General features: G+C 61.1%; 15 protein-coding genes. 10 read left to right on the forward strand and 5 right to left on the reverse strand.

The window, feature by feature from the left end; translation table 11 throughout:
• The first annotated feature begins 12 nt into the window (after window positions 1-12).
• Window positions 13-738, forward strand: a complete 726-nt coding sequence (locus LRO94_RS03075) for a DUF4123 domain-containing protein (protein ID WP_179179612.1) — start codon at window positions 13-15, stop codon at window positions 736-738.
• Here LRO94_RS03075 and LRO94_RS03080 read toward each other — a convergent pair.
• The gene (locus LRO94_RS03080; RefSeq protein WP_179179611.1) at window positions 724-2,001 is read right to left on the reverse strand and encodes an O-acetylhomoserine aminocarboxypropyltransferase/cysteine synthase family protein; all 1,278 of its coding nucleotides are present in this window, start codon (window positions 1,999-2,001) and stop codon (window positions 724-726) included. The two genes, LRO94_RS03075 and LRO94_RS03080, sit on opposite strands and share 15 nt — an antisense overlap.
• Window positions 2,002-2,175: 174 nt before the next feature.
• Here LRO94_RS03080 and LRO94_RS03085 point away from each other — a divergent pair, with 174 nt between their 5' ends.
• A complete protein-coding gene (locus tag LRO94_RS03085; RefSeq protein ID WP_016975658.1) occupies window positions 2,176-3,012 on the forward strand; it encodes a 23S rRNA (adenine(2030)-N(6))-methyltransferase RlmJ in 837 nt (278 codons plus the stop codon).
• Window positions 3,013-3,137: 125 nt separating this feature from the next.
• On the opposite strand, the gene msrA is transcribed toward LRO94_RS03085, so the two are convergent.
• The 4 genes from msrA to aceE form a co-directional block, all read right to left on the reverse strand.
• Complete coding sequence (gene msrA, locus LRO94_RS03090; protein WP_032890360.1) at window positions 3,138-3,785, reverse strand: peptide-methionine (S)-S-oxide reductase MsrA; 648 nt, start codon at window positions 3,783-3,785, stop codon at window positions 3,138-3,140.
• A gap of 72 nt (window positions 3,786-3,857) precedes the next feature.
• A complete protein-coding gene (locus tag LRO94_RS03095; RefSeq protein WP_032890362.1) occupies window positions 3,858-6,551 on the reverse strand; it encodes a putative bifunctional diguanylate cyclase/phosphodiesterase in 2,694 nt (897 codons plus the stop codon).
• A 303-nt stretch (window positions 6,552-6,854) separates the two neighbouring features.
• The gene (gene aceF / locus LRO94_RS03100; RefSeq protein ID WP_179179610.1) at window positions 6,855-8,513 is read right to left on the reverse strand and encodes a dihydrolipoyllysine-residue acetyltransferase; all 1,659 of its coding nucleotides are present in this window, start codon (window positions 8,511-8,513) and stop codon (window positions 6,855-6,857) included.
• 11 nt (window positions 8,514-8,524) lie between these two features.
• On the reverse strand, window positions 8,525-11,170 hold the full coding sequence (gene aceE / locus LRO94_RS03105) for a pyruvate dehydrogenase (acetyl-transferring), homodimeric type (protein ID WP_032890366.1): 2,646 nt from the start codon (window positions 11,168-11,170) through the stop codon (window positions 8,525-8,527).
• A 383-nt stretch (window positions 11,171-11,553) separates the two neighbouring features.
• On the opposite strand from aceE, the gene glnE reads away from it, so the two are divergent.
• Genes glnE through LRO94_RS03145 form a run of 8 tightly spaced genes read left to right on the forward strand, consistent with a single transcriptional unit; the run spans window position 11,554 to window position 21,497 of the window.
• Window positions 11,554-14,493 carry a bifunctional [glutamate--ammonia ligase]-adenylyl-L-tyrosine phosphorylase/[glutamate--ammonia-ligase] adenylyltransferase gene (gene glnE, locus LRO94_RS03110; protein ID WP_032890368.1) on the forward strand — a complete coding sequence of 980 codons (2,940 nt, stop codon included), beginning with the start codon at window positions 11,554-11,556 and terminating at the stop codon, window positions 14,491-14,493.
• A gap of 54 nt (window positions 14,494-14,547) precedes the next feature.
• Window positions 14,548-15,582: a lipopolysaccharide heptosyltransferase II gene (waaF, locus tag LRO94_RS03115; RefSeq protein WP_179179609.1), complete on the forward strand. Its 1,035-nt coding sequence runs from the start codon at window positions 14,548-14,550 to the stop codon at window positions 15,580-15,582.
• Window position 15,583: 1 nt separating this feature from the next.
• Window positions 15,584-16,645: a lipopolysaccharide heptosyltransferase I gene (waaC, locus tag LRO94_RS03120; RefSeq protein WP_032890371.1), complete on the forward strand. Its 1,062-nt coding sequence runs from the start codon at window positions 15,584-15,586 to the stop codon at window positions 16,643-16,645.
• Entirely contained in the window at window positions 16,645-17,769 is a 1,125-nt protein-coding gene (locus LRO94_RS03125) for a glycosyltransferase family 4 protein (RefSeq protein WP_032890373.1), read from the forward strand. The genes waaC and LRO94_RS03125 overlap by 1 nt, the downstream gene beginning before the upstream one ends.
• Window positions 17,766-18,572 carry a lipopolysaccharide core heptose(I) kinase RfaP gene (rfaP, locus tag LRO94_RS03130; protein WP_032890375.1) on the forward strand — a complete coding sequence of 269 codons (807 nt, stop codon included), beginning with the start codon at window positions 17,766-17,768 and terminating at the stop codon, window positions 18,570-18,572. The genes LRO94_RS03125 and rfaP overlap by 4 nt, the downstream gene beginning before the upstream one ends.
• Window positions 18,572-19,306: a lipopolysaccharide kinase InaA family protein gene (locus LRO94_RS03135; RefSeq protein WP_032890377.1), complete on the forward strand. Its 735-nt coding sequence runs from the start codon at window positions 18,572-18,574 to the stop codon at window positions 19,304-19,306. Before rfaP ends, LRO94_RS03135 begins: the two co-directional genes overlap by 1 nt.
• Window positions 19,303-20,055: a lipopolysaccharide kinase InaA family protein gene (locus LRO94_RS03140; protein WP_032890379.1), complete on the forward strand. Its 753-nt coding sequence runs from the start codon at window positions 19,303-19,305 to the stop codon at window positions 20,053-20,055. Before LRO94_RS03135 ends, LRO94_RS03140 begins: the two co-directional genes overlap by 4 nt.
• Window positions 20,055-21,497, forward strand: a complete 1,443-nt coding sequence (locus LRO94_RS03145) for a lipopolysaccharide kinase InaA family protein (protein ID WP_179179608.1) — start codon at window positions 20,055-20,057, stop codon at window positions 21,495-21,497. Before LRO94_RS03140 ends, LRO94_RS03145 begins: the two co-directional genes overlap by 1 nt.
• The last annotated feature ends 97 nt before the right edge of the window (window positions 21,498-21,594 follow it).

Raw genomic sequence — 21,594 nt, forward strand, 5'->3', positions numbered from 1 at the left:
GAAGTTATCCCCATGTCTGAACGGTTGATCCCCAGCGCTTGGCTTACACAATTCCCTCTGCTTCCCAATGAGCAGCTCTTCGTGGTGTTGGGCGCTGCCAGCGACGCCAATCCGCTTGCTGCCTGGCGAGCCACCTCAGCCGCATCGCTGCCCCAATCAATTTGGACAGGCACGGCTTACGCCGAATGGGAGGAGGTCATGCCTTACTTGGGCATCGTCGAACCTGACAGCGCCTTTCTTGAATGGGCTGCAACCACTGAAACAATGGATTGGGGGTGGCTGGCGGTATCTTCCAGTCCGTTAGACGTCGTCATCGCGCACCTCCAAAGTTTGACCAAGGTCTATCTGCCGGATGGCCAGGAAGTGTTTTTGCGATTCTGGGATGGCACCCAGTGTCTGCCGATGTTGCAGGGGCTAGGCGATGAGGCGGCAAAAGTATTGCCGGTGTTCCAGCGCTACTTGATCAACGGCCAGCCGCTGACGGTCGCGACGGGGCCTGCGACCGAGGCCAACACCAGCCCTTGGTGGCGAGTCCCCGCATCGCTCTTGGCACACCTGGCAGAGCAAGCACCGCAAACCTTGATCGACAACCTCTTGCAGTGGCTGCAAGAGCAGCGGCCCGACCTGTACACCGCCTTCACGTTGGCGACCTTGCAGCACAAGGTCGCCTATTTCGCTCGTCGACCGGATATCACCCATGGGGCGTTGGCCGAATATCTGGCCTTAGAGTTGAGTTGAGCCCAGCGCCTGTTGCAGGTCCTCGATCAAATCTTCAATCGCCTCGATGCCCACTGACAGGCGAATCATCTCCGGCTTCACGCCGGCCTTGGCCTGTTCCTGTTCGTTCATTTGTCGGTGGGTGGTGGACGCGGGGTGGCAGGCCAGGGACTTGGCGTCGCCGATATTCACCAAGCGTTTGAAGATTTGCAGGGCGTCGTAGAAGCGCACACCTGCCGCGTACCCGCCCTTCGGGCCGAAGGAAAGGATCGCCGAGGGTTTGCCTTGCAGGTATTTCTGCGCCAATGCGTGATGGGGGTGATCCGGCAGCCCCGCATAGCTGACCCATTCCACATCGGCATGGCCTTGGAGGAATTGCGCGACCTTGAGGGCATTTTCCGTATGGCGTTCCATGCGCAGGGCCAGGGTTTCCAGGCCCTGGAGCAGCAGGAAGGCGTTCATGGGCGCCAGTGCTGCGCCGGTGTTACGCAACGGGACGGTGCGCGCGCGGGCGATGAAGGCGGCGGGGCCGAACTTTTCGGTGTAGACCACGCCGTGGTAAGCCGGCTCGGGCTGGTTGAGGCCGGGGAATTTTTCCGGGTATTGGGTCCAGGGGAAGGTGCCGCTGTCGACGATCGCCCCGCCCAGGGAGTTGCCATGGCCGCCGATGTATTTGGTCAGCGAGTGCACCACAATGTCGGCGCCGAACTGGATCGGCTTGCACAGGATCGGTGTGGCCACGGTGTTATCCACCATCAGCGGCACGCCGCGGGCATGGGCGACCTCTGCCAGGGCTTCGATGTCGATGATATTGCCCGCCGGGTTGCCGATGCTTTCGCAATACACCAGCTTGGTGTTGTCGTCGATCAGTTCGGCAATGGCCGCGGCACTGTCGTCGCGGGCGAAGCGTACGTCGACGCCAAAGCTGGGCAGCAAGTGGGCGAACAGGGTGTAGGTGCCGCCGTAGAGCTGTGGCGTGGTGACGATATTGTCGCCGGCACGAGTGAGGGTCTGGATCGCATAGTGAATGGCCGCGCTGCCGGCCGACACGGCCAGTGCCGCAATACCGCCTTCCAGGGCGGCGATGCGTTGCTCCAACACATCATTGGTGGGGTTCATGATGCGCGTGTAGATATTGCCGGGCACGTCGAGGTTGAACAGGTCGGCACCGTGCTGGGCGTTATCGAATTCGAAAGCGACGTTCTGGTAGATCGGCACGGCGACGGCCTTGGTTGTCGGGTCCGACTTGAAGGCGTGGTGCAGTGCGATGGTGGCGTCTTTCATGATTGTTATTGACCTCCCTGGATGGTGGATGGCCACAATAAATCCGCCTTGGCGCCAGCATTTAGATTTTTTTCAGTCCCCGTCCTGCTTTTACGACATAAGCACCGCCCGGCATGCAGCCCTGCACCTTTGCGCCCGTAGAAGGTAAACTTCGCCCCCTGCGCAGGAGCAACCATGAATTATCGTCACGCCTTTCACGCCGGCAACCACGCCGATGTCTTCAAACACCTGACCTTGACCCGCCTCATCGCCCTGATGTCGCGCAAGGAGCAGCCGTTCGCCTACCTCGACACCCACGCAGGGATTGGTCTGTACGACCTGCAAGGCGACCAGGCCAATCGCACGGGTGAGTATCTGGAAGGCATCGCGCGCCTATGGGGCGAAAGCGACCTGCCGCCGCTGACTGCCGATTACATGCGCGTGCTGCACGAGATGAATCCTGACGGTCAGTTACGCTACTACCCAGGCTCGCCGGAATTGGCGCGGCGCCTCACGCGCCCACAGGACCGCGTGTTGCTCAATGAAAAGCACCCGGAGGACGGCGTGCTGCTCAAAGACAATATGAAGGGTGATCGCCGCGTCAAAGTGCACTTGGGCGAAGGCTGGCATGTGCCGCGTGCCTTGCTGCCGGTGCCGGAAAAACGCGCGCTGATGCTGATCGACCCGCCGTTTGAAAAGCTCGACGAGATGCAACGCTGCGCCGCCTCCCTCAAGGAAGCCGTCAGCCGCATGCGCCAAACCGTCGCGGCGATCTGGTACCCGGTGAAGGATCAACGCATGCTGCGTCGCTTCTACCAGGACCTGGCCGGCACCGGTGCGCCGAAGTTGCTGCGTGTGGAATTGCTGGTGCATCCGCTGGACACGCCCAACACCTTGACGGGCTCGGGCCTGGCGATTGCCAACCCGCCTTGGGGTCTGGAAGAGGAGTTGCGTGAACTGCTGCCGTGGCTGTCCAAGAAGCTTGGCCAGACCCAGGGTGGGTGGCAGATGGATTGGCTTATTGCCGAATAATCCTCGGCGCTGATCAAGTGTGGGAGGGGGCTTGCCTCCGATAGCGGTGGGTCAGCTACAGATGTACTGACTGACATTTAGCTATCGGGGGCAAGCCCCCTCCCACATTTTGATCTACTTCGGCTTTAGATCGGGCAGGTCACGCCGGTCCCGCCGATCCCACAGTAGCCCTGCGGGTTCTTCGCCAAGTACTGCTGGTGATACGCCTCGGCGAAGTACACCGTTGGGGCTTCTTCGATTTCCGTGGTGATAGCACCCAGGCCGGATTTGGTCAGCTCTTGTTGATAAGTCTCGGCACTGGCCTTCGCCGCCGCCAATTGCTCAGGCGTGGTCGCATAGACCACCGAACGGTACTGGCTGCCGATATCGTTGCCCTGGCGCATGCCCTGAGTTGGGTTGTGCAATTCCCAGAACATCTTCAACAGGTCTTCGTATTTCACTTTGGCCTGGTCATAAACCACCAGCACCACTTCACTGTGACCGGTCAGGCCGGAGCAGACTTCTTCGTAAGTCGGGTTCGGCGTGTAGCCGCCCGCGTAGCCGACCACGGTGCTGACCACGCCCTCGCGCTGCCAGAACCTGCGCTCCGCACCCCAAAAGCAGCCCAGGCCGAAGATGGCAAAACCCACGTCATCGACGAACGGGCCGAGCAGTGGGTTGCCGTTGACGAAGTGCGTCTCCGGCAGATTCATCGGGGTTTCACGACCAGGCAACGCTTGTTCTTGAGTAGGCAACACGTTTTTGTTCACCAGAATTTCCGAGCGCAAGACCATGATCAGTCCTCTCAGTCAGATTGAGTAAGGTAAGAATTCAGACAGCCAGTGTGCCCGAGTGTTACCGCGCTGTCAGGCGATTGGCCCGCGCGGGTAGCGTTTGAGCTTCTCAAGCAGCTCTGCGCCGGGGATTGGCCGGTCGAACAGGTAGCCCTGGCCCACGTCGCAGCGATGCCGACGCAGGAACGCCAGTTGCTCGGCGGTCTCGATGCCTTCGGCCACGACCTTGAGCTTGAGGTTGTGAGCCATGGCGATCACGGCCGAAGTGATTTCCATGTCGTCCTGGTTGTCCGGAATTTCATGGATAAAGCTGCGATCGATCTTAATGATGTCGATGGGGAATTTTTTCAGGTAGCTCAGCGACGAGTAACCGGTACCGAAGTCGTCCATGGCCAGAGTCAGGCCAAAACTCTTCAACTGATCCAGTTGCAGGCGCGTGTCTTCAGTGGCTTCCAGCAGCAGGCCTTCGGTCAGCTCCAGCTCCAGCAGGTTGGCCGGCAGCTCTTCTTCCTTGAGGATTGTGGCAATCGAGGCCACCAGGTCCGGGTCGGAGAACTGCTTGGGTGACAGGTTGATCGCCACCTGCAGGTTGCCCATGCCGGCGGCGCTCAGTTGCTTGCTCATGCGGCAGGCCTGGCGGGCGATCCATTTGCCGATAGGGATAATCAGCCCAGTCTCTTCGGCCACGCTGATGAACTGATCGGGACGGATCATGCCCTTTTCCGGGTGATTCCAGCGCAGCAGCGCTTCCATGCCCAGTAACCGGCCGCTGCGCAGGCACAGCTTGGGCTGGTAGAACACGTCCAGTTCGTTCTGGGTCAGGGCGCGACGCAGGTTGTTTTCCACGAACAGCTTGTAGCTGGCCTCGGCGTTCAGCGCCTCTGTAAACACCTGAACCTGGTGTTTGCCGTTGGCCTTGGCCTTGTGCAGGGCCAGGCCGGCGTTGCGCATCAGGGTCTGCGGGTCGCGCCCGTGCAGCGGCGCGCAGGCCAGGCCCACGGAACCGGTGACGCTGATCAATTGGTTGTCGACGAACATCGGTTTGTCGAGCGTCGCCAGCAATTGGCTGGCGACCTGCTGGCCGCTTTCCAGGTCGGTGTCGTCCAGCAACACCGCAAACTCGTTACTGGCAAAGCGCGCCAGGCTGCCGCTGGCACTCAGGCTGTTGCGCAGGCGGCGGGCCAGGCTGATCAGCAGCTTGTCGCCGGTCTGGTGGCCAAGGCTGTCGTTGATGCGTTTGAAGTTGTCGATGTCTACCAGCAACAGGCTGATCGGGCTATCGCTGTCGCGTGCAAAGCGTTCATCGAGGTTGCGGATAAACGCCGGGCGGTTGCCCAGGTTGGTCAGGTTGTCGGTATACGCCAGACGCTCGATGCGCTGCTGGGCGAGCTTGGTCTGGGTGATGTCTTCGTAGATGCCGATGTAGTGAGTCAGCTCACGGTTGTCGCCATACACCTTGGAAATCGACAACTGGCCCCAGTAGGGTTCGAGGTTCTTGCGCCGGCTCTTGAACTCGCCCTGCCAGCTGTTGCTCTTGGCCAGGCTCGATGGGGCGTCGAACAGCAATTCGCTGAGGTTTTCCAGGGCGGGCAATTGCGCCAGGCGGTGGCCGTGGACTTCTTCGGCGCTGTACTGGGTGATCGCGGTGAAGCTTGGGTTGACGTACTCCACCACGCCGTCGCAATTGACCAGCAGAAAGGCGTTCGCGCTTTGCTCCACCGCACGCTGGAACAAATGCAGGGCGCTGGTGGCAGTACGGCGGTTGTGGTTGTTGATCACTTGCGCGAACTGGTCAGCGAGCTCGCCGGCGAAGGCGATCTCGTCAGCCTGCCAGTCACGCGGGCTGCCGCACTGCTCCAGGCACAATACGCCGACCACTTGGCCGTCGACGCGGATGCTCGCATCGAGCATGGCGTGGATGTCTCTGTTGCGTAGATTCTCGGCCATTTCGCGGGTGCGCGGATCGCGCATGGCGTTGGTGGCGTCGATGGCGCGGCTGCTTTGCAAGGCTTCCAGATAATCCGGGAAGCGGCTGGCATCGATGGGTTCGGGCAGATGGTGCTGTTGGTTGTCGCGGTGGTAAGCCGAGATTGGCACCAGGCGCTGGTCTTCGAGGTTCCAGATGCTGGCGCAGTCGATCTGGTAGATATCGCAGGCGCTGCGCGTGATCAGCTCGGCGGCTTCCTGAAGCGAATTGTTGGCGGTGTAGCGCTGGCGGGCCAGCAACAGGATCAGTTCCTGCTGGGCGCGCACTCGTTCCAGGTGCTGCAATTGCTCTTGCTGGGCGCGCTGGTTCAGCTCCAGGGCGATTTGCAGGCGGCTGTTCTGGCTTTCCAGATCCTCGGTCGGGACGGGTAAGGGAAGCTCGCTGAACAGACCATCAACCACCATCAGGTAGCCGCGCAGCAGATGGCGATTGTGTTGTTTGTAGGCTTCGCCCATTTCCAGCAGGCTCAGGGGGCCGTCACTGGTGTGCAGGGTGTAGCGCACCAGGTAATGAGGGCTCTGGGTCAATTGCTGCTGGATGATGTCGTGCAGTTGATAGCGGGCCTGGGGTTCCATCAGGCTGGCGTAGGGCGTGCCGAGCAGGGCACACAACTCGACCGCAGGCAGGCCGAATTGGCGCTCGCAATTGGGGTCAAGGTACAGGAGAGCCCAGCTTGCCTCATTAAGCCGCTCGAAACGCAGCATACCGAGGCGCGAAGGCACCGGTAACTGCGTCACTACCTCGGCCGCCATACGGGCGACATCGGGTTGGCTTTTCATGGGGAGACTCACTTCAAAAAACGCGCACGGCGCAGGGCTCACGCCCTCTTTTTTTGTTGCCTGTGGCAAGGTTGCATCATGCGGCACAGACTGACAAGAGAGGATGAAGGCTAAGTGCTATAAGGGGGTTATCGGCCGTGCGAGGGATTTCTTCAATCGAGATGACAGAAGGTGTACAAACCTGTTCTGTCTGTATCGAAAAGCAAAAAAAGCCCCGCCAAATTGACGGGGTTGAGGTACGAGCGTGGCGCTCGGAAATCGGTGCAACCAAGTCTCCCCGGTGAAGGGGAGACCTGATCTGGCTTACAGCAAGATGGTGCGGATGTCGTTCAGCAGCTGGCTCAGACGCTGGGTAAAGCGTGCAGCGGCCGCGCCGTTGATCACACGGTGATCGTAGGACAGCGACAGTGGCAGCATCAGCTTCGGCTGGAACGCTTTACCGTCCCAGACCGGCTGGATGGTTGCCTTGGAAACACCCAGGATCGCCACTTCCGGCGCGTTGACGATTGGCGTGAAGCCAGTGCCGCCAATGTGACCGAGGCTGGAGATCGTGAAGCAGGCGCCTTGCATGTCGTCTGCGGTCAGCTTCTTGTCGCGGGCCTTGGCAGCCAGCGCAGCCGCTTCGGCAGCGAGTTGCAGCAGGCTCTTCTGGTCGACGTTCTTGATGACCGGTACCAGCAGGCCGTCAGGGGTGTCTACAGCGAAGCCCACGTTGACGTATTTCTTGCGAATGATCGCTTTGCCGCTTGGCGCCAGTGAGCTGTTGAAGTCCGGCAGTTCCTTGAGCAGGTGTGCACACGCCTTGAGCAGCAGTGGCAGCACGGTCAGTTTCACGCCAGCCTTCTCGGCCACGGCTTTCTGCGCAACGCGGAAAGCTTCCAGGTCGGTGATGTCGGCCTGGTCGAACTGGGTAACGTGCGGAATGTTCAGCCAGCTGCGGTGCAGGCTCGACGCGCCGATTTGCATCAGGCGAGTCATTGGCACTTCTTCGGTCTCGCCGAAGCGGCTGAAGTCCACGACCGGGATCGGTGGAATGCCTGAGCCGCCGGTAGCAGCGCCGGCAGCCGGAGCTTCCTTGGCTTTCTGCATCATGGCTTTGACGTAAACCTGCACATCTTCCTTCAGCACGCGGCCATGTGGGCCAGTGGCCGACACAGCGTTCAGCTCGACGCCGAATTCACGGGCCAGTTGGCGTACCGCCGGGCCAGCGTGAACCTTGGCACCGCTTGGCGCAGGTGCAGCAGCAGCTGGAGCCGGTGCGGCCTCGGCTTTTGCAGCAGGTGCAGGTGCAGCGGCCGGTGCAGCTTCAGCTTCAGCTTTGGCAGCAGCCGGAGCAGCGGCGGCGGGGGCTGGAGCGGCAGCCGGTGCGGCGCCTTGTACTTTCAGCTTGAGGATGAAGTCACCGGTGCCGACTTCGTCTTCCAGCTTGACTGCGATGCTTTCCACCACGCCGGCAGCCGGCGAAGGAATTTCCATGGAAGCCTTGTCGGATTCCAGGGTGATCAGCGATTGGTCGGCTTCGACGGTGTCGCCAACCTTGACCAACAGCTCGATGATCTTGGCCTTGCCCGACGAACCGATGTCCGGAACATGAATGTCCTGAACAGAGGCGGCGGCCGGTGCAGCAGCCGGGGCCGCAGGGGCCTCGGCTGCAGCGGCAGGCTTTTCAGCGGCAGGCGCTGGTGCAGCAGCGGCAGCAGGAGCCGCCGCAGGTGCAGCATCAGCGGCACCTTCGATTTCCAGCTCCAGCAGTTCGTCGCCTTCTTTCAGGCGGTCGCCCAGCTTCACTTTCAGGCTCTTGACCACGCCGGCCTTGGGAGCAGGGATTTCCATGCTCGCCTTGTCCGACTCCAGGGTCAGGATGCTCTGGTCGGCTTCGACTTTGTCGCCGACCTTCACAAACAGCTCGATTACTTCACCTTCACCGCTGCCGATGTCAGGTACGCGAATGAGTTCGCTCACAAAAAATCTCCTCAGCAGTCCAGTGGGTTGCGTTTTTCCGGGTTGATCCCGAACTTGACGATAGCGTCAGCCACCACCTTAGGTTCGATCTCACCACGGTCAGCCAAGGCTTCCAGGGCTGCCAACACCACGAAGTGACGGTCGACTTCGAAGAAGTGACGCAGCTTCTTACGGCTGTCACTGCGGCCGAAACCGTCGGTACCCAGGACTTTGAATTCCTTGGACGGGACCCACTGGCGAATTTGTTCAGCGAACAGCTTCATGTAGTCGGTAGAGGCAATGACTGGACCTTTACGGCCGGCCAGGCACTCTTCGACGTAGCTCTTCGCGGGTTTCTGACCAGGATGCAGGCGGTTGCTGCGCTCTACGGCCAGGCCGTCGCGACGCAGTTCGTTGAAGCTGGTAACGCTCCACACGTCGGCGCCGACGTTGAATTCGTCACGCAGGATCTTCGCTGCTTCACGCACTTCACGCAGGATGGTGCCGGAGCCCATCAGCTGTACGTGGTGCGCTGCTTCCTTGGTGTCTTCTTCGAGCAGGTACATGCCCTTGATGATGCCTTCCTCGACACCGGCCGGCATGGCTGGCTGCTGGTAGGACTCGTTCATCACGGTGATGTAGTAGAAAACGTCCTGCTGCTCTTCGGTCATTTTCTTCATGCCGTCCTGGATGATCACCGCCAGCTCATAGCCGTAGGTTGGATCAAAGGTGCGGCAGTTCGGGATGGTGGCAGCCAGGATGTGGCTGTGACCGTCTTCGTGTTGCAGGCCTTCGCCGTTCAGTGTGGTCCGGCCGGCGGTGCCGCCGATCAGGAAGCCACGGGTACGGCTGTCGCCTGCTGCCCAAGCCAGGTCGCCGATACGCTGGAAGCCGAACATCGAGTAGAAGATGTAGAACGGCAGCATCGGCTGGTTGTGGCTGGAGTACGAAGTACCGGCAGCGATGAAGGAGCTCATGGCGCCCGCTTCGTTGATGCCTTCTTCGAGGATCTGGCCCTTCTTGTCTTCCTTGTAGAACATCACCTGGTCTTTATCGACTGGCTCATAGAGCTGGCCGACGGAGGAGTAGATGCCCAACTGACGGAACATGCCTTCCATACCGAAGGTACGGGCTTCGTCCGGGATAATCGGAACGATGCGTGGACCGATTTCCTTGTCCTTGACCAACTGCGCGAGGATCCGCACGAAGGCCATGGTGGTGGAAATTTCACGGTCGCCCGAACCGTCCAGGATAGCCTTGAGGGTGCTCAGGTCCGGGGTCGGTACGGAGAAACTGTTGGCGCGGCGCTGTGGTACGAAACCGCCCAGTGCAGTGCGGCGCTCGCTCAGGTAGCGGGCTTCGGCGCTGTTTGGCTCTGGCTTGAAGAACGGCAGGTTTTCCAGCTCTTCGTCCTTGACCGGGATGTCGAAGCGGTCGCGGAACAACTTCAGGCTGTCGACGTCGACTTTCTTGGTGTTGTGCGCAGTGTTCTTCGCTTCGCCAGCACCGGTGCCATAACCCTTGATGGTCTTGGCCAGGATGACGGTTGGTTGTTCTTTGTGGTTGACCGCTTCGTGGTACGCCGCGTAGACCTTGTACGGGTCGTGGCCGCCACGGTTGAGTTTCCAGATCTCGTCGTCGGACAGGTCTGCAACCATTGCCTTGAGTTCAGGCGTGTTGAAGAAGTGTTCACGTACGAACGCGCCGTCTTTGGCTTTGTAGTTCTGGTACTCGCCGTCGATGACTTCGTCCATGCGACGTTGCAGGATACCGTCAACGTCCTTGGCCAGCAGTGGGTCCCAGAAACGGCCCCAGATGACTTTGGTCACGTTCCACTGAGCACCGCGGAACACGCCTTCGAGTTCCTGGATGATCTTGCCGTTGCCGCGAACCGGGCCGTCGAGGCGCTGCAGGTTGCAGTTGATGACGAAGATCAGGTTGTCCAGCTTCTCGCGGCCGGCCAGGGAGATGGCGCCCAGGGATTCCGGCTCGTCGCACTCGCCGTCGCCCAGGAAGCACCAGACTTTCTGCTTGCCTTCAGGGATGAAGCCACGGGCTTCCAGGTACTTCATGAAACGTGCCTGGTAGATCGCTTGAATTGGACCCAGACCCATGGAAACGGTCGGGAACTGCCAGAAATCAGGCATCAGCCAAGGGTGCGGGTAGGACGACAAGCCGCCACCGTCAACTTCCTGGCGGAAGTTGTTCATCTGGTCTTCGGTGATACGACCTTCCATGAACGCGCGGGCATAAACGCCTGGCGAGGTGTGACCCTGGAAGTAGATCAGGTCGCCGCCGTGTTCGTCGGTCGGGGCCTGGAAGAAGTAGTTGAAGCCGATGTCATACAGGGTTGCGCTGGAAGCGAAGCTGGAGATGTGACCGCCCAGGTCCGAATCTTTCAAGTTCGTGCGCATTACCATCGCCATGGCGTTCCAACGTACCAGCGAGCGAATGCGGCGTTCCATGAACAGGTCGCCAGGCATGCGTGCTTCGTGGGTAACGGGGATGGTGTTGCGGTATGGCGTGGTGATGGCGTAGGGCAGTTGCGAGCCGCTGCGGGTCGCGAGTTCGCCCATACGGGTCATCAGGTAGTGAGCACGGTCTTCGCCTTCTTTGTCGAGAACCGATTCCAGGGCGTCCAGCCATTCCTGGGTTTCGACGGGATCGAGGTCTTGCATGGCTTGCTCCAGGGCGGAAAGGCTACCAGAATCGGTTGCCTGAAGTTTGCGACTGGCCTTGTGGGCAGACGACATAAATTCTTGGATGGCCGAAGGTTGCTTCGGCGTCCTGTAGTTTTACTACAAATCGTCGGCCATTTCAGCCTTTCGAATGTATATACGAGTAGTAAAACTACACAAGACCGAGCGTATGGCTCGGTCTGGCTGGTGAGCATAATCGTTATTGTTGATCTTTTGCGAACAAGAAAAGGTAGAAGTTTAATGTTGTCTGCCAAAAACTATAAATTTTCAGCTATTTATAACCTTTGTTCGACAGTCCTTCATCGAGCGTGCTTCTTGCGTTCGCAGCAACAAGCCCATTACGCGCCGATCAAGGATAGACCATGAGCCTTCCAATGCTGGCCGAATTGCCGGCCATTCTCCTCCCAATTGCCCAGCGGGCCGAGCAGTCATTTCGTGACGCAGTGGCCGCGCTGGACGACGATCATGGACTTTGTACGTGGACGCCGCAACGCTGGGCCGACTTCGCCCGGGTGTGCGCCGCCAGTGATTTCGTCATTGAACAGAGTGTTCGTGACCCTTTGATGTTGCTGGAGCTGGTGGCCTGGGGTGAGCTGGACCGCGGCTTTGCGCCGGGCGAGCTGTGCGGGCAAATTGCAGGCGCTGTGCAACAGGCCGAAACCGAAGACGAACTGGGCCGCGTATTGCGTCGCCAGCGCACGCGCCAGCAAGTACGGATTATTTGGCGCGACCTGACCCGTCAGGCTGATCTGGTGCAGACCTGTCGAGATCTGTCCGACATGGCTGACGCCTGCATCGACCAAGCCTACCAATGGCTGTACCAACGCCACTGCGTACAGTTCGGCACGCCCACCGGCCGGCGCAGCGGCGAGCCGCAGCACATGGTCATCCTTGGCATGGGCAAGCTCGGCGCGGTGGAACTGAACCTCTCGTCGGATATCGACCTGATCTTCGCCTACCCCGAAGGCGGCGAAACAGTGGGAGTGAAGCGTTCACTGGATAACCAGGAGTTCTTCATTCGCCTTGGTCAAAAACTGATCAAGGCCCTCGACCCCATGACCGTCGACGGTTTTGTGTTCCGCGTTGATATGCGCCTGCGTCCCTACGGTTCGGCCGGAGCGCTGGTGCTCAGCTTCAATGCGCTGGAGCAGTACTACCAGGATCAGGGCCGCGACTGGGAACGCTACGCCATGATCAAGGCGCGCGTAGTGGCAGGCGACCAGGTGGCCGGTGCGCAATTGCTCGATATGCTGCGACCGTTTGTGTACCGCCGCTACCTGGACTTCTCCGCCATCGAAGCGCTGCGCACCATGAAGCAGTTGATCCAGCAGGAAGTGCGGCGCAAAGGCATGGCCGACAATATTAAGCTCGGCTCGGGCGGTATCCGCGAGGTGGAATTCATCGCTCAGGCCTTCCAGCTGATTCACGGCGGTCGCGACCTCAGCCTGCAACAACGCCCGCTGCTCAAAGTGCTCGGTACCCTGGAGGGCCAGGGTTACCTGCCGCCGGCGGTGATCGCCGAGTTGCGCAATGGCTACGAATTCCTGCGCTACACCGAGCATGCCATCCAGGCAATAGCTGACCGCCAGACCCAAATGCTTCCGAGCACTCCGGAAGATCAGGCGCGCATTGCCTTTATGCTGGGCTTTGCCGACTGGGCCGCATTCCATGAGCGCCTGATGCACTGGCGTGGCCGGGTGGACTGGCACTTCCGCCAAGTGATTGCCGACCCCGATGAAGAAGAGGGCGAAGAAAGCGAGTTGGTAGTGGGCGGTGAGTGGTTGCCGCTCTGGGAAGAGTCCCAGGATGAAGACGCCGCCTGCCGCCAATTGACCGAAGGCGGCTTCACTGACGCGCCCAGGGCGCTCAAGGCTCTGGCTGGTTTGCGCGGCAGCCCGCAGTTACGTGCGATGCAGCGCCTCGGTCGCGAACGGCTGGATGCGTTTATCCCGCGCCTGTTGGCCCAGGCGGTCGAACACGCCAACCCGGACCTGGTGTTGGAGCGCGTGCTGCCGCTGGTGGAGGCCGTCGCCCGTCGCTCCGCTTACCTGGTGCTGCTCACGGAAAACCCCGACGCCCTGCGCCGCCTGTTGACCCTGTGCGCCGCCAGCCCGTGGATTGCTGAGCAGATCACCCGTTTCCCGCTGTTGCTGGACGAGTTGCTCAACGAAGGCCGCCTGTTCAAGCCGCCGCTGGCGCCGGAGTTGGCCGCCGAATTGCGCGAGCGCCTCACGCGTATCCCCGAGGACGACCTTGAGCAGCAGATGGAAGCGCTGCGTCACTTCAAGCTCGCCCACCGCCTACGCGTGGCCGCTTCGGAAATCGCCGGCAGCCTGCCGTTGATGAAAGTCAGCGACTACCTGACCTGGCTCGCCGAAGCCATCCTCGAACAAGTGCTGGCCCTGGCCTGGCGCCAGACCGTGGCGCGCCACGGCTCGCCGCAGCGTCTGGACGGCACCCTGTGCGATCCTGGGTTCATTATTGTCGGTTATGGGAAAGTCGGCGGGATCGAACTGGGGCATGGTTCGGACCTGGATCTGGTGTTTATCCATGATGGCGATCCGCAGGCCGAAACCGATGGCGCCAAGCCGATTGACGGCGCGCAGTTCTTCACGCGCCTGGGCCAGCGCATCATTCACCTGCTGACCACCCAGACCAACTCCGGTCAGTTGTACGAAGTGGATATGCGCCTGCGACCTTCCGGTGCGTCCGGTTTGCTGGTCAGTTCGCTGGGTGCATTTGATCGCTATCAACAAAATGAAGCGTGGACCTGGGAGCATCAGGCCCTGATCCGCGCGCGGGTGCTGGTTGGCAGTCAGGATGTGGGCCGTGCGTTCGAGCAGGTACGGGCTAAAGTGTTGGGGCGTGAGCGGGATCTGGCGAAACTGCGCCAGGAGGTCAGCGAGATGCGCACCAAGATGCGTGACAACCTGGGCACCAAGGCCACCACAGCCGGTACCGGCGCCAATGCCTTCGACGCCGCGGCCGTGTTCGACCTCAAGCAGGACGCCGGAGGTATCGTCGATATTGAATTTATGGTGCAATACGCGGCTTTGGCGTGGTCTGCCCAGCACCCATCGTTGCTGCGCTACACCGACAATATCCGCATTCTGGAAGGCCTGGAGCAGGTGGGGTTGATGCCCGCCGCCGATGCCCACCTGCTGCGCGAGGTGTATAAGGCCTACCGTTCCGCTGCGCATCGCCAGGCCTTGCAAAACGAGGCCGGTACGGTGGCGGGGGATCAGTTCGCCGACGAACGGCGACAGGTGATGCGCATCTGGCAGGAGCTGGGGTTGAGCTGAAACACTATTAGGGCGGGGAGGCATAAGCCTCCCCGCATCGTTTGTGGAAACTACATGAATATTCTGATCGTTGGGCCCAGTTGGGTCGGTGACATGGTGATGGCACAGACACTGTTCCAGTGCTTGCGCCAGCGCCACCCAGACTGCCAGATCGACGTGCTCGCTCCTGAGTGGAGCCGGCCGATCCTTGAGCGCATGCCCGAAGTGCGCAACGCCTTGAGCTTCCCGCTCGGCCACGGCGCCCTGGAGCTGGCAACCCGCCGTCGCATCGGCAAATCCCTGGCCGGCCAGTATGACCAGGCGATCCTGTTGCCCAACTCGCTGAAGTCGGCGCTGGTGCCGTTTTTTGCTGGCATCCCCAAGCGCACCGGCTGGCGCGGCGAGTTTCGCTACGTACTGCTTAACGATGTGCGCACGTTGGATAAGGCGCGCTACCCGCTGATGATCGAACGCTTCATGGCGTTGGCATATGAGCCAGGCACGGAGCTACCCAAGCCGTACCCGCGCCCGAGCCTGCAGATCGACCCAGTAACCCGCGACGCGGCCCTGGCCAAGTTCGGCCTGACGCTGGATCGCCCGGTGCTTGCCCTGTGCCCTGGCGCCGAGTTTGGCGAGTCCAAGCGCTGGCCAGCGGAGCACTACGCCAAAGTCGCCGAGATGAAGATTCGCGAAGGCTGGCAGGTGTGGTTGTTCGGCTCGAAAAAAGATCATCCGGTGGGTGAAGAGATTCGCCAGCGCCTGATTCCTGGCCTGCGCGAAGAGTCGGTGAACCTGAGTGGCGACACATCGCTGGCCGAGGCGATTGACCTGCTGTCTTGCGCGGATTCGGTGGTGTCCAACGACTCCGGCCTGATGCACGTGGCCGCAGCGCTGAACCGCCCATTGGTGGCGGTGTACGGTTCGACGTCTCCAGGGTTTACCCCGCCCCTGGCCGACAAGGTTGAAGTGGTGCGCCTGGGCCTGGAATGCAGCCCGTGCTTTGACCGTACTTGCCGTTTCGGCCACTACAACTGCATGCGCCAGTTGCTGCCACAGCCGGTGAACGAGGCTTTGCAGCGGTTGCAGGGCACTGCGGTCGAGGTTCACTGAGTTGCGGGTACTGGTAATCAAGACCTCATCCCTGGGCGACGTGATTCATGCGTTGCCGGCACTCACCGACGCGGCGCGGGCGATCCCCGGCATTCAATTCGACTGGGTGGTGGAAGAAGGCTTCGCCGAGATCCCGACCTGGCACCCGGCCGTAGACAAAGTGATCCCGGTGGCGATCCGCCGCTGGCGCAAGAACCTCTGGCAGACCATAAAAAGCGGTGAGTGGCGGCGTTTCAAGCAGCAGATCCAGTCGACCAAATACGACCTGGTGATCGACGCCCAAGGCCTGCTCAAAAGTGCCTGGCTGACCCGCTATGTGCGCGCTCCGGTAGCGGGCTTCGATAAGAACTCCGCCCGTGAACCCATTGCGGCGCGCTTCTACTCGCGACGCCTGGCCGTGGCCCGTGGGCAACACGCGGTGGAGCGTCTGCGCCAGCTGTTCGCCGTGGCGCTGGGTTATGACTTGCCCAAAGGCTTGGGCGACTACGGCCTGAGCACCGAAAAACTGCTCGGCCTGCCGCCGAAAAAACCGTTTGTGCTGCTGTTGCACGGCACCACCTGGGACACCAAACACTGGCCCGAAGCCTATTGGCGCGAGCTAGCTGAGCGCATGGGGCGCTTGGGTGTGGACGTGAAATTACCTTGGGGCAATGCCGCCGAAAAAGCCCGCGCCGAACGCCTGGCCCAAGGCCTGGGCAACGCCGAAGTGCTGCCCAAACTCAACCTGGCCGGCGTCGCTCGGGTATTGGCTGGCGCCCGTGCCTGCGTCGCGGTGGACACCGGTCTCGGCCACTTGGCTGCCGCGTTGGACGTGCCGACCATTTCCCTGTTCGGCCCCACCAACCCCGGCCTGACCGGCGCTTACGGCAAGGGCCAGATTCACTTGGGCAGCGACTGGTCGTGCGCACCGTGTCTGCAAAAGCAATGTACCTATCAACCCACGGCCGACGACCTGCGTCGGTTCGACATCAAGCGCGAGTCGCCCCTGTGCTTTACGCGCCTGAACCCTGAGCGTGTGGCAAGCCGGCTGAGCACGTTGTTATTGGCTGAGGAGCTGCACTGATGCAACTGGCTTTTGTTCTGTACAAATACTTCCCCTTCGGTGGCCTGCAGCGCGACTTCATGCGCATCGCCCTGGAGTGCCAGCAGCGCGGCCATCAGATTCGTGTCTACACGCTGATCTGGGAAGGCGACATCCCGCCCGGCTTCGAAGTGCTGGTGGCGCCGGTCAAGGCGTTCTTCAACCATAAGCGCAACGAGAAGCTCAGTGCGTGGATGGAGGCCGACCTCGCCAAGCGCCCGGTGGACCGCCTGATCGGCTTCAACAAGATGCCAGGCCTGGACGTGTACTACGCCGCCGATGGCTGCTTTGAAGACAAGGCGCAAAACCTGCGCCATTCGCTGTACCGCAGCTTTGGCCGCTATAAGCACTTTGCCGAATACGAGCGTGCGGTGTTCGCCAAGGACGCCAAGACTGAAGTCCTGATGATCTCCGAGGTGCAGCAGCCGCTGTTCATCAAGCATTACGACACCCCGCTGGAACGCTTCCATCTGCTGCCACCGGGCATTGCCCAGGACCGTCGCGCGCCGCCGAACGCGGCTGAAATCCGCGAAGGTTTCCGCAAGGAATTCAACCTCGGCGATGACGACCTGCTGCTGGTGCAGATCGGCTCTGGATTCAAGACCAAGGGCGTCGACCGCAGCCTGAAAGCCTTGGCCGCGTTGCCCTCTGAACTGAAGAAACGTACGCGCCTGTTTGTAATCGGCCAGGACGACCCCAAAGTATTCCAACTGCAAAGCGCCACTCTTGGGCTGGGCGACAACGTGCAGTTCCTCAAGGGGCGCAGCGATATCCCGCGTTTCCTGCTGGGCGCCGACCTGCTGATCCACCCGGCGTACAACGAAAACACCGGCACCGTGTTGCTCGAAGCCCTGGTGGCTGGGTTGCCGGTGTTGGTTTCTGCCGTGTGTGGCTATGCGCACTACATCGCCGAAGCTGACAGTGGGCTGGTGCTGGACGAGCCGTTTGAACAGGCTCAGTTGAACCAGTACCTGGCGCAAATGTTGACCGATTCTGCACAGCGCGCGGCCTGGGGCCGCAATGGGTTGGCCTTCGCCGAGACGGCCGACCTCTACAGCATGCCGCAGCACGCTGCGGATGTGATTCTGGCGGAGCCAAAACGATGAAGTTGATTCTTGCCGAACCGTTCAAGACGTTATGGGCCGGGCGTGATGCTTTCGCCGAAGTCGAGAAACTGCAAGGCCAGGTATTCCGTGAACTGGCAGCGCGTCGCACGCTGCGCACCGAGGTGGATGGCCGCCCGTATTTCGTGAAGATTCATCGCGGTATTGGCTGGGCAGAAATCTTCAAGAACCTGATCACCGCCAAGTTGCCGGTACTGGGCGCCGGCCTGGAATGGGATGCCATTCACCGCTTGCAGGAGATCGGCGTACCGACCATGACCGGCGTGGCCTTCGGCGAAAAAGGCAGCAACCCGGCGGACCAACACTCGTTCATCATCACCGAAGAACTGGCGCCGACCCTCAGCCTTGAAGACGTGACCCTCAACTGGGCCGCCGAGCCGCCCGCACCTGCCTTGCGTCATGCCCTCACCGCAGAGCTGGCGCGCATGGTCGGCGACATGCATCGGGGCGGCGTGAACCATCGCGACTGCTACCTGTGCCACTTCCTGCTGGACACGTCCAAGCCGATCGACGCGCGTGACATCAAACTCTCGGTGATCGACCTGCACCGCGCCCAAATGCGGGCCCATTTGCCGCTGCGCTGGCGCGACAAGGACCTGTCGGCACTGTATTACTCAGCGCTGGACATCGGCCTGACCCGTCGCGACAAACTGCGCTTCCTCAAGGGCTATTTCCGCCAGCCGCTGCGCCAGATCCTGACCGAGCAATCGGCGTCCCTGAGCCTGATGCAGCGCAAGGCCGACAAGCTGTACGCACGCAAGCAACGCTACGGGGATGCGATCTGATGGCGGGTTGGAACCTGGAACCTGCTTATGCCGCCCTGGCGGATGATTTTGGAAGCCTCGACGCGGTGTTCGCCCTGCAAGGCGAGCGGCTGACCCGCGATCCGCTATCGGAAGTGATCCGGGTTCAGCGCGGCGGGGTCAATTACTACGTCAAGCGCTACACCGGCGCCGGCAAGGGCCTGCGGCGTTATCTGGGCAAGCCGCGGGTAAAGTCCGAATGGCAGAACCTCAAGCGCTTCGCCAAGTGGGGCATTCCCACCGCCGATGTGGTGGCTTGGGGCCTGGAGCGCAGTGGCCTGGCCTACGACCGTGGTGCGATGATCACTCGTGAGTTGCCTAATACCGAAGATCTTTCGGTGGTGGCCGAGCGTAAAGATGCGCGCCTGCGCGACCCCAAGTGGGTCGATGTCGTCAGCCGCCAACTCGCCGAGTACACGCGCACGATGCACGACCAGCGCTTTACCCATAACGATTTGAAGTGGCGCAACCTGCTGATCGACGACCAGCAGACCCTGTACCTGATCGATTGCCCCAACGGCGATTTCTGGCGCGGTTTCTGGCTCAAGTACCGCATCACCAAGGACTTGGCCTGCCTCGACAAGGTGGCCAAGTATCACCTGTCGGCTACCCAGCGTCTGCGTTTCTACATGCAGTACCGTGGTTGTCGGCACCTGAGCGATTCGGACAAGCGGCGGATCCGCCACGTAGTGAAGTTTTTCGAGGGACGCGAATGAGTGATTTTCTGGCGGCTGAAGACCGTGCCTTGCTGGAGCGCCACGGCCTCGCGACATTCGACGCGCTGTGGGCCAAGCAACTGGACGCGGTGGACGAGCCCAACACCAGCCGTGGCGGCTGGAGTAGCGTGTTTCGTCTGGAGCTCGATGGCCACGGGTATTACCTAAAGCGCCAGAGCAACTACCTCACGCGCAGCTTGCACCGACCGCTGGGCGAGCCGAGTTTCTCCCGTGAGTTTCGCAATATCAGTCGTTACCGCTCGCTGGGTATCCCGGCTTTGCAGGCGGCGTTTTACGGGGAGCGCAAGGTCGCCGGTGAACACCGCGCAATGCTGCTAACCCGCGCCCTCGACGGCTGGAATGACTTGGATTCATTGCTGGAGCAGTGGCCGCAACTGAGCGACGCCCAGCACCGCGCGATCCTGCTGGCGTGCGGCCAATTGGCGCGCCGGTTGCACAGCCTCGGCCAGGTCCATGGCTGCTTTTACCCCAAGCATATTTTCCTGCAGGCGACCGGCGACGGTTATGCCGCGCAGTTGATCGACCTGGAAAAAACCCGCCCGCTGCTGTTCGGCTGGCGTGATCGGGTCAAAGACCTGGAACCGTTGTTGCGTCGTGCACGGCAGTGGTCGGACGTGCAGGTGCGTCAACTGCTTGCGGCCTACCTCGATCAGCCCGAAGACAGCGCGCTGGTCGCGACCTGGCTGCAACGCCTGACGGTTCGGCGTAGCCACAAGGAGAACCGCTGATGCGCCTGTCCGAGCTGAAAAGCGCCGGCCGCACACCGAGCCTGCCCCTGACCCTTGACCTGGAGGATGCCGCTGGTCCCGGCCAACTGCAACTGCTGAGCCTTTTGCGCGTGTTACCGGGCGAGCGTTACGTGGGCGCGGCAGTCTGGCGCGGGCGTCCGGTGCTGGCCAAGTTGTTGGTGGGCAGCAAGGCCGCGCGGCACTTTCAGCGTGAACTGAATGGCGTACGACTACTGGCCGAACAAGGCCTGACCACGCCGCTGTTGCTCGCCGATGGCCTGCAGGAAGGCGAAGGCGGCTGGCTGCTGTTTGAATTTATCGAAGGCGCCGAAAGCCTGGCCGATGCCTGGCATGCCGTCGAAGGCCTGCCACCGTTGGCTGACGAGCAAACCGCCGTGCTCGCCGAAGCACTGGGCGCGATTGCCCAGATGCACACCAAAGGCTTGTGGCAGGAAGACCTGCATCTGGACAACCTGCTGCGCCAGGACGGCAAGCTGTACCTGATCGACGGTGCCGGTATCCGCGTCGAAGAGGCCGGCAAGCCGCTGTCGCGTAACCGCGTGCTGGAAAACCTCGGCGTGTTTTTCGCCCAGTTGCCGAAAAACCTTGAGCCGTTTACCGAAGAGTTGCTGGTGTATTACCTGCTGAGCAACGGCGAACACGCCTTGCCGCTGGAAGCCCTGGAGAAGCAGGTGCGCAAGGTCAGCGCTTGGCGCTTGAAGGACTTTTTGAACAAGGTCGGCCGCGAATGCACGTTGTTCAGCGTGGTACGCGGCGCCTTTGGCTTGCGCGCGATTCGTCGCGAAGAAGAGGCCTCAATGCTGCCGGTGCTGGAACAGGCCGATGCACTGCTCGACCAGGGCCACTTGTACAAGACCGGTGGCGCCGCGAGCGTGGCCAAGGTCGAGGTAGCCAGTCGCCCACTGGTTATCAAGCGCTACAACATCAAGGGCTTTGCCCACTGGCTCAAGCGCTTCTGGCGCCCAAGTCGGGCCTGGCATTCCTGGCGCGAAGGCAATCGCCTGGCGTTCCTTGGTATCGCCACGCCGAAGCCTTTGGCTGTGTTGGAAAAGCGCTTTTTGTGGCTGCGCAGTCGGGCTTATCTGATCACCGAATACCTGCCGGGCCCGGACATCATCGAGCGTTTCGCGCCCTATATTGAACACGGTGATGCACCGGAAGGTGAGCTGCTGGCACTCGACAAGCTGTTTGCCGAACTGATCCGCGAACGCATCAGCCATGGCGATTTCAAGGGCCATAACCTGTTCTGGGACAAGGACCGCTGGTCGCTGATCGACCTCGATGCAATGTGCCAACACACCTCCGCCGCCAGCTTCGCCACGGCATACGCGAAGGATCGTGCGCGGTTTATGCGTAATTGGCCGCAGGACAGTGCGTTGTACAAACTGATTGATCAGCGACTGCCCAAAACCATCGACTGAACACGTGCTTCCCGTGGTGAGCGGTCTTCCTGCGGTGAATGGGCTTCCTGTGGTGAGCTGTCTCCCTGTGGTGAGCTGTCTTCCTGTGGTGAGTGGG

Source organism: Pseudomonas sivasensis (assembly GCF_021391435.1).
GTDB classification, from domain to species: Bacteria; Pseudomonadota; Gammaproteobacteria; order Pseudomonadales; family Pseudomonadaceae; genus Aquipseudomonas; species Aquipseudomonas sivasensis.

What these genes read in the sequence shown, in the direction of transcription:
- LRO94_RS03125 (WP_032890373.1), top strand. Translation starts at nt 16,645, where the DNA reads ATGCAACTGGCTTTTGTTCTGTACAAATACTTCCCCTTCGGTGGCCTG.
- waaF (WP_179179609.1), top strand. Translation starts at nt 14,548, where the DNA reads ATGAATATTCTGATCGTTGGGCCCAGTTGGGTCGGTGACATGGTGATG.
- LRO94_RS03075 (WP_179179612.1), top strand. Translation starts at nt 13, where the DNA reads ATGTCTGAACGGTTGATCCCCAGCGCTTGGCTTACACAATTCCCTCTG.
- LRO94_RS03080 (WP_179179611.1), bottom strand. Translation starts at nt 2,001, where the DNA reads ATGAAAGACGCCACCATCGCACTGCACCACGCCTTCAAGTCGGACCCG.
- rfaP (WP_032890375.1), top strand. Translation starts at nt 17,766, where the DNA reads ATGAAGTTGATTCTTGCCGAACCGTTCAAGACGTTATGGGCCGGGCGT.
- LRO94_RS03145 (WP_179179608.1), top strand. Translation starts at nt 20,055, where the DNA reads ATGCGCCTGTCCGAGCTGAAAAGCGCCGGCCGCACACCGAGCCTGCCC.
- aceE (WP_032890366.1), bottom strand. Translation starts at nt 11,170, where the DNA reads ATGCAAGACCTCGATCCCGTCGAAACCCAGGAATGGCTGGACGCCCTG.
- msrA (WP_032890360.1), bottom strand. Translation starts at nt 3,785, where the DNA reads ATGGTCTTGCGCTCGGAAATTCTGGTGAACAAAAACGTGTTGCCTACT.
- glnE (WP_032890368.1), top strand. Translation starts at nt 11,554, where the DNA reads ATGAGCCTTCCAATGCTGGCCGAATTGCCGGCCATTCTCCTCCCAATT.
- LRO94_RS03135 (WP_032890377.1), top strand. Translation starts at nt 18,572, where the DNA reads ATGGCGGGTTGGAACCTGGAACCTGCTTATGCCGCCCTGGCGGATGAT.
- LRO94_RS03085 (WP_016975658.1), top strand. Translation starts at nt 2,176, where the DNA reads ATGAATTATCGTCACGCCTTTCACGCCGGCAACCACGCCGATGTCTTC.
- LRO94_RS03095 (WP_032890362.1), bottom strand. Translation starts at nt 6,551, where the DNA reads ATGAAAAGCCAACCCGATGTCGCCCGTATGGCGGCCGAGGTAGTGACG.
- LRO94_RS03140 (WP_032890379.1), top strand. Translation starts at nt 19,303, where the DNA reads ATGAGTGATTTTCTGGCGGCTGAAGACCGTGCCTTGCTGGAGCGCCAC.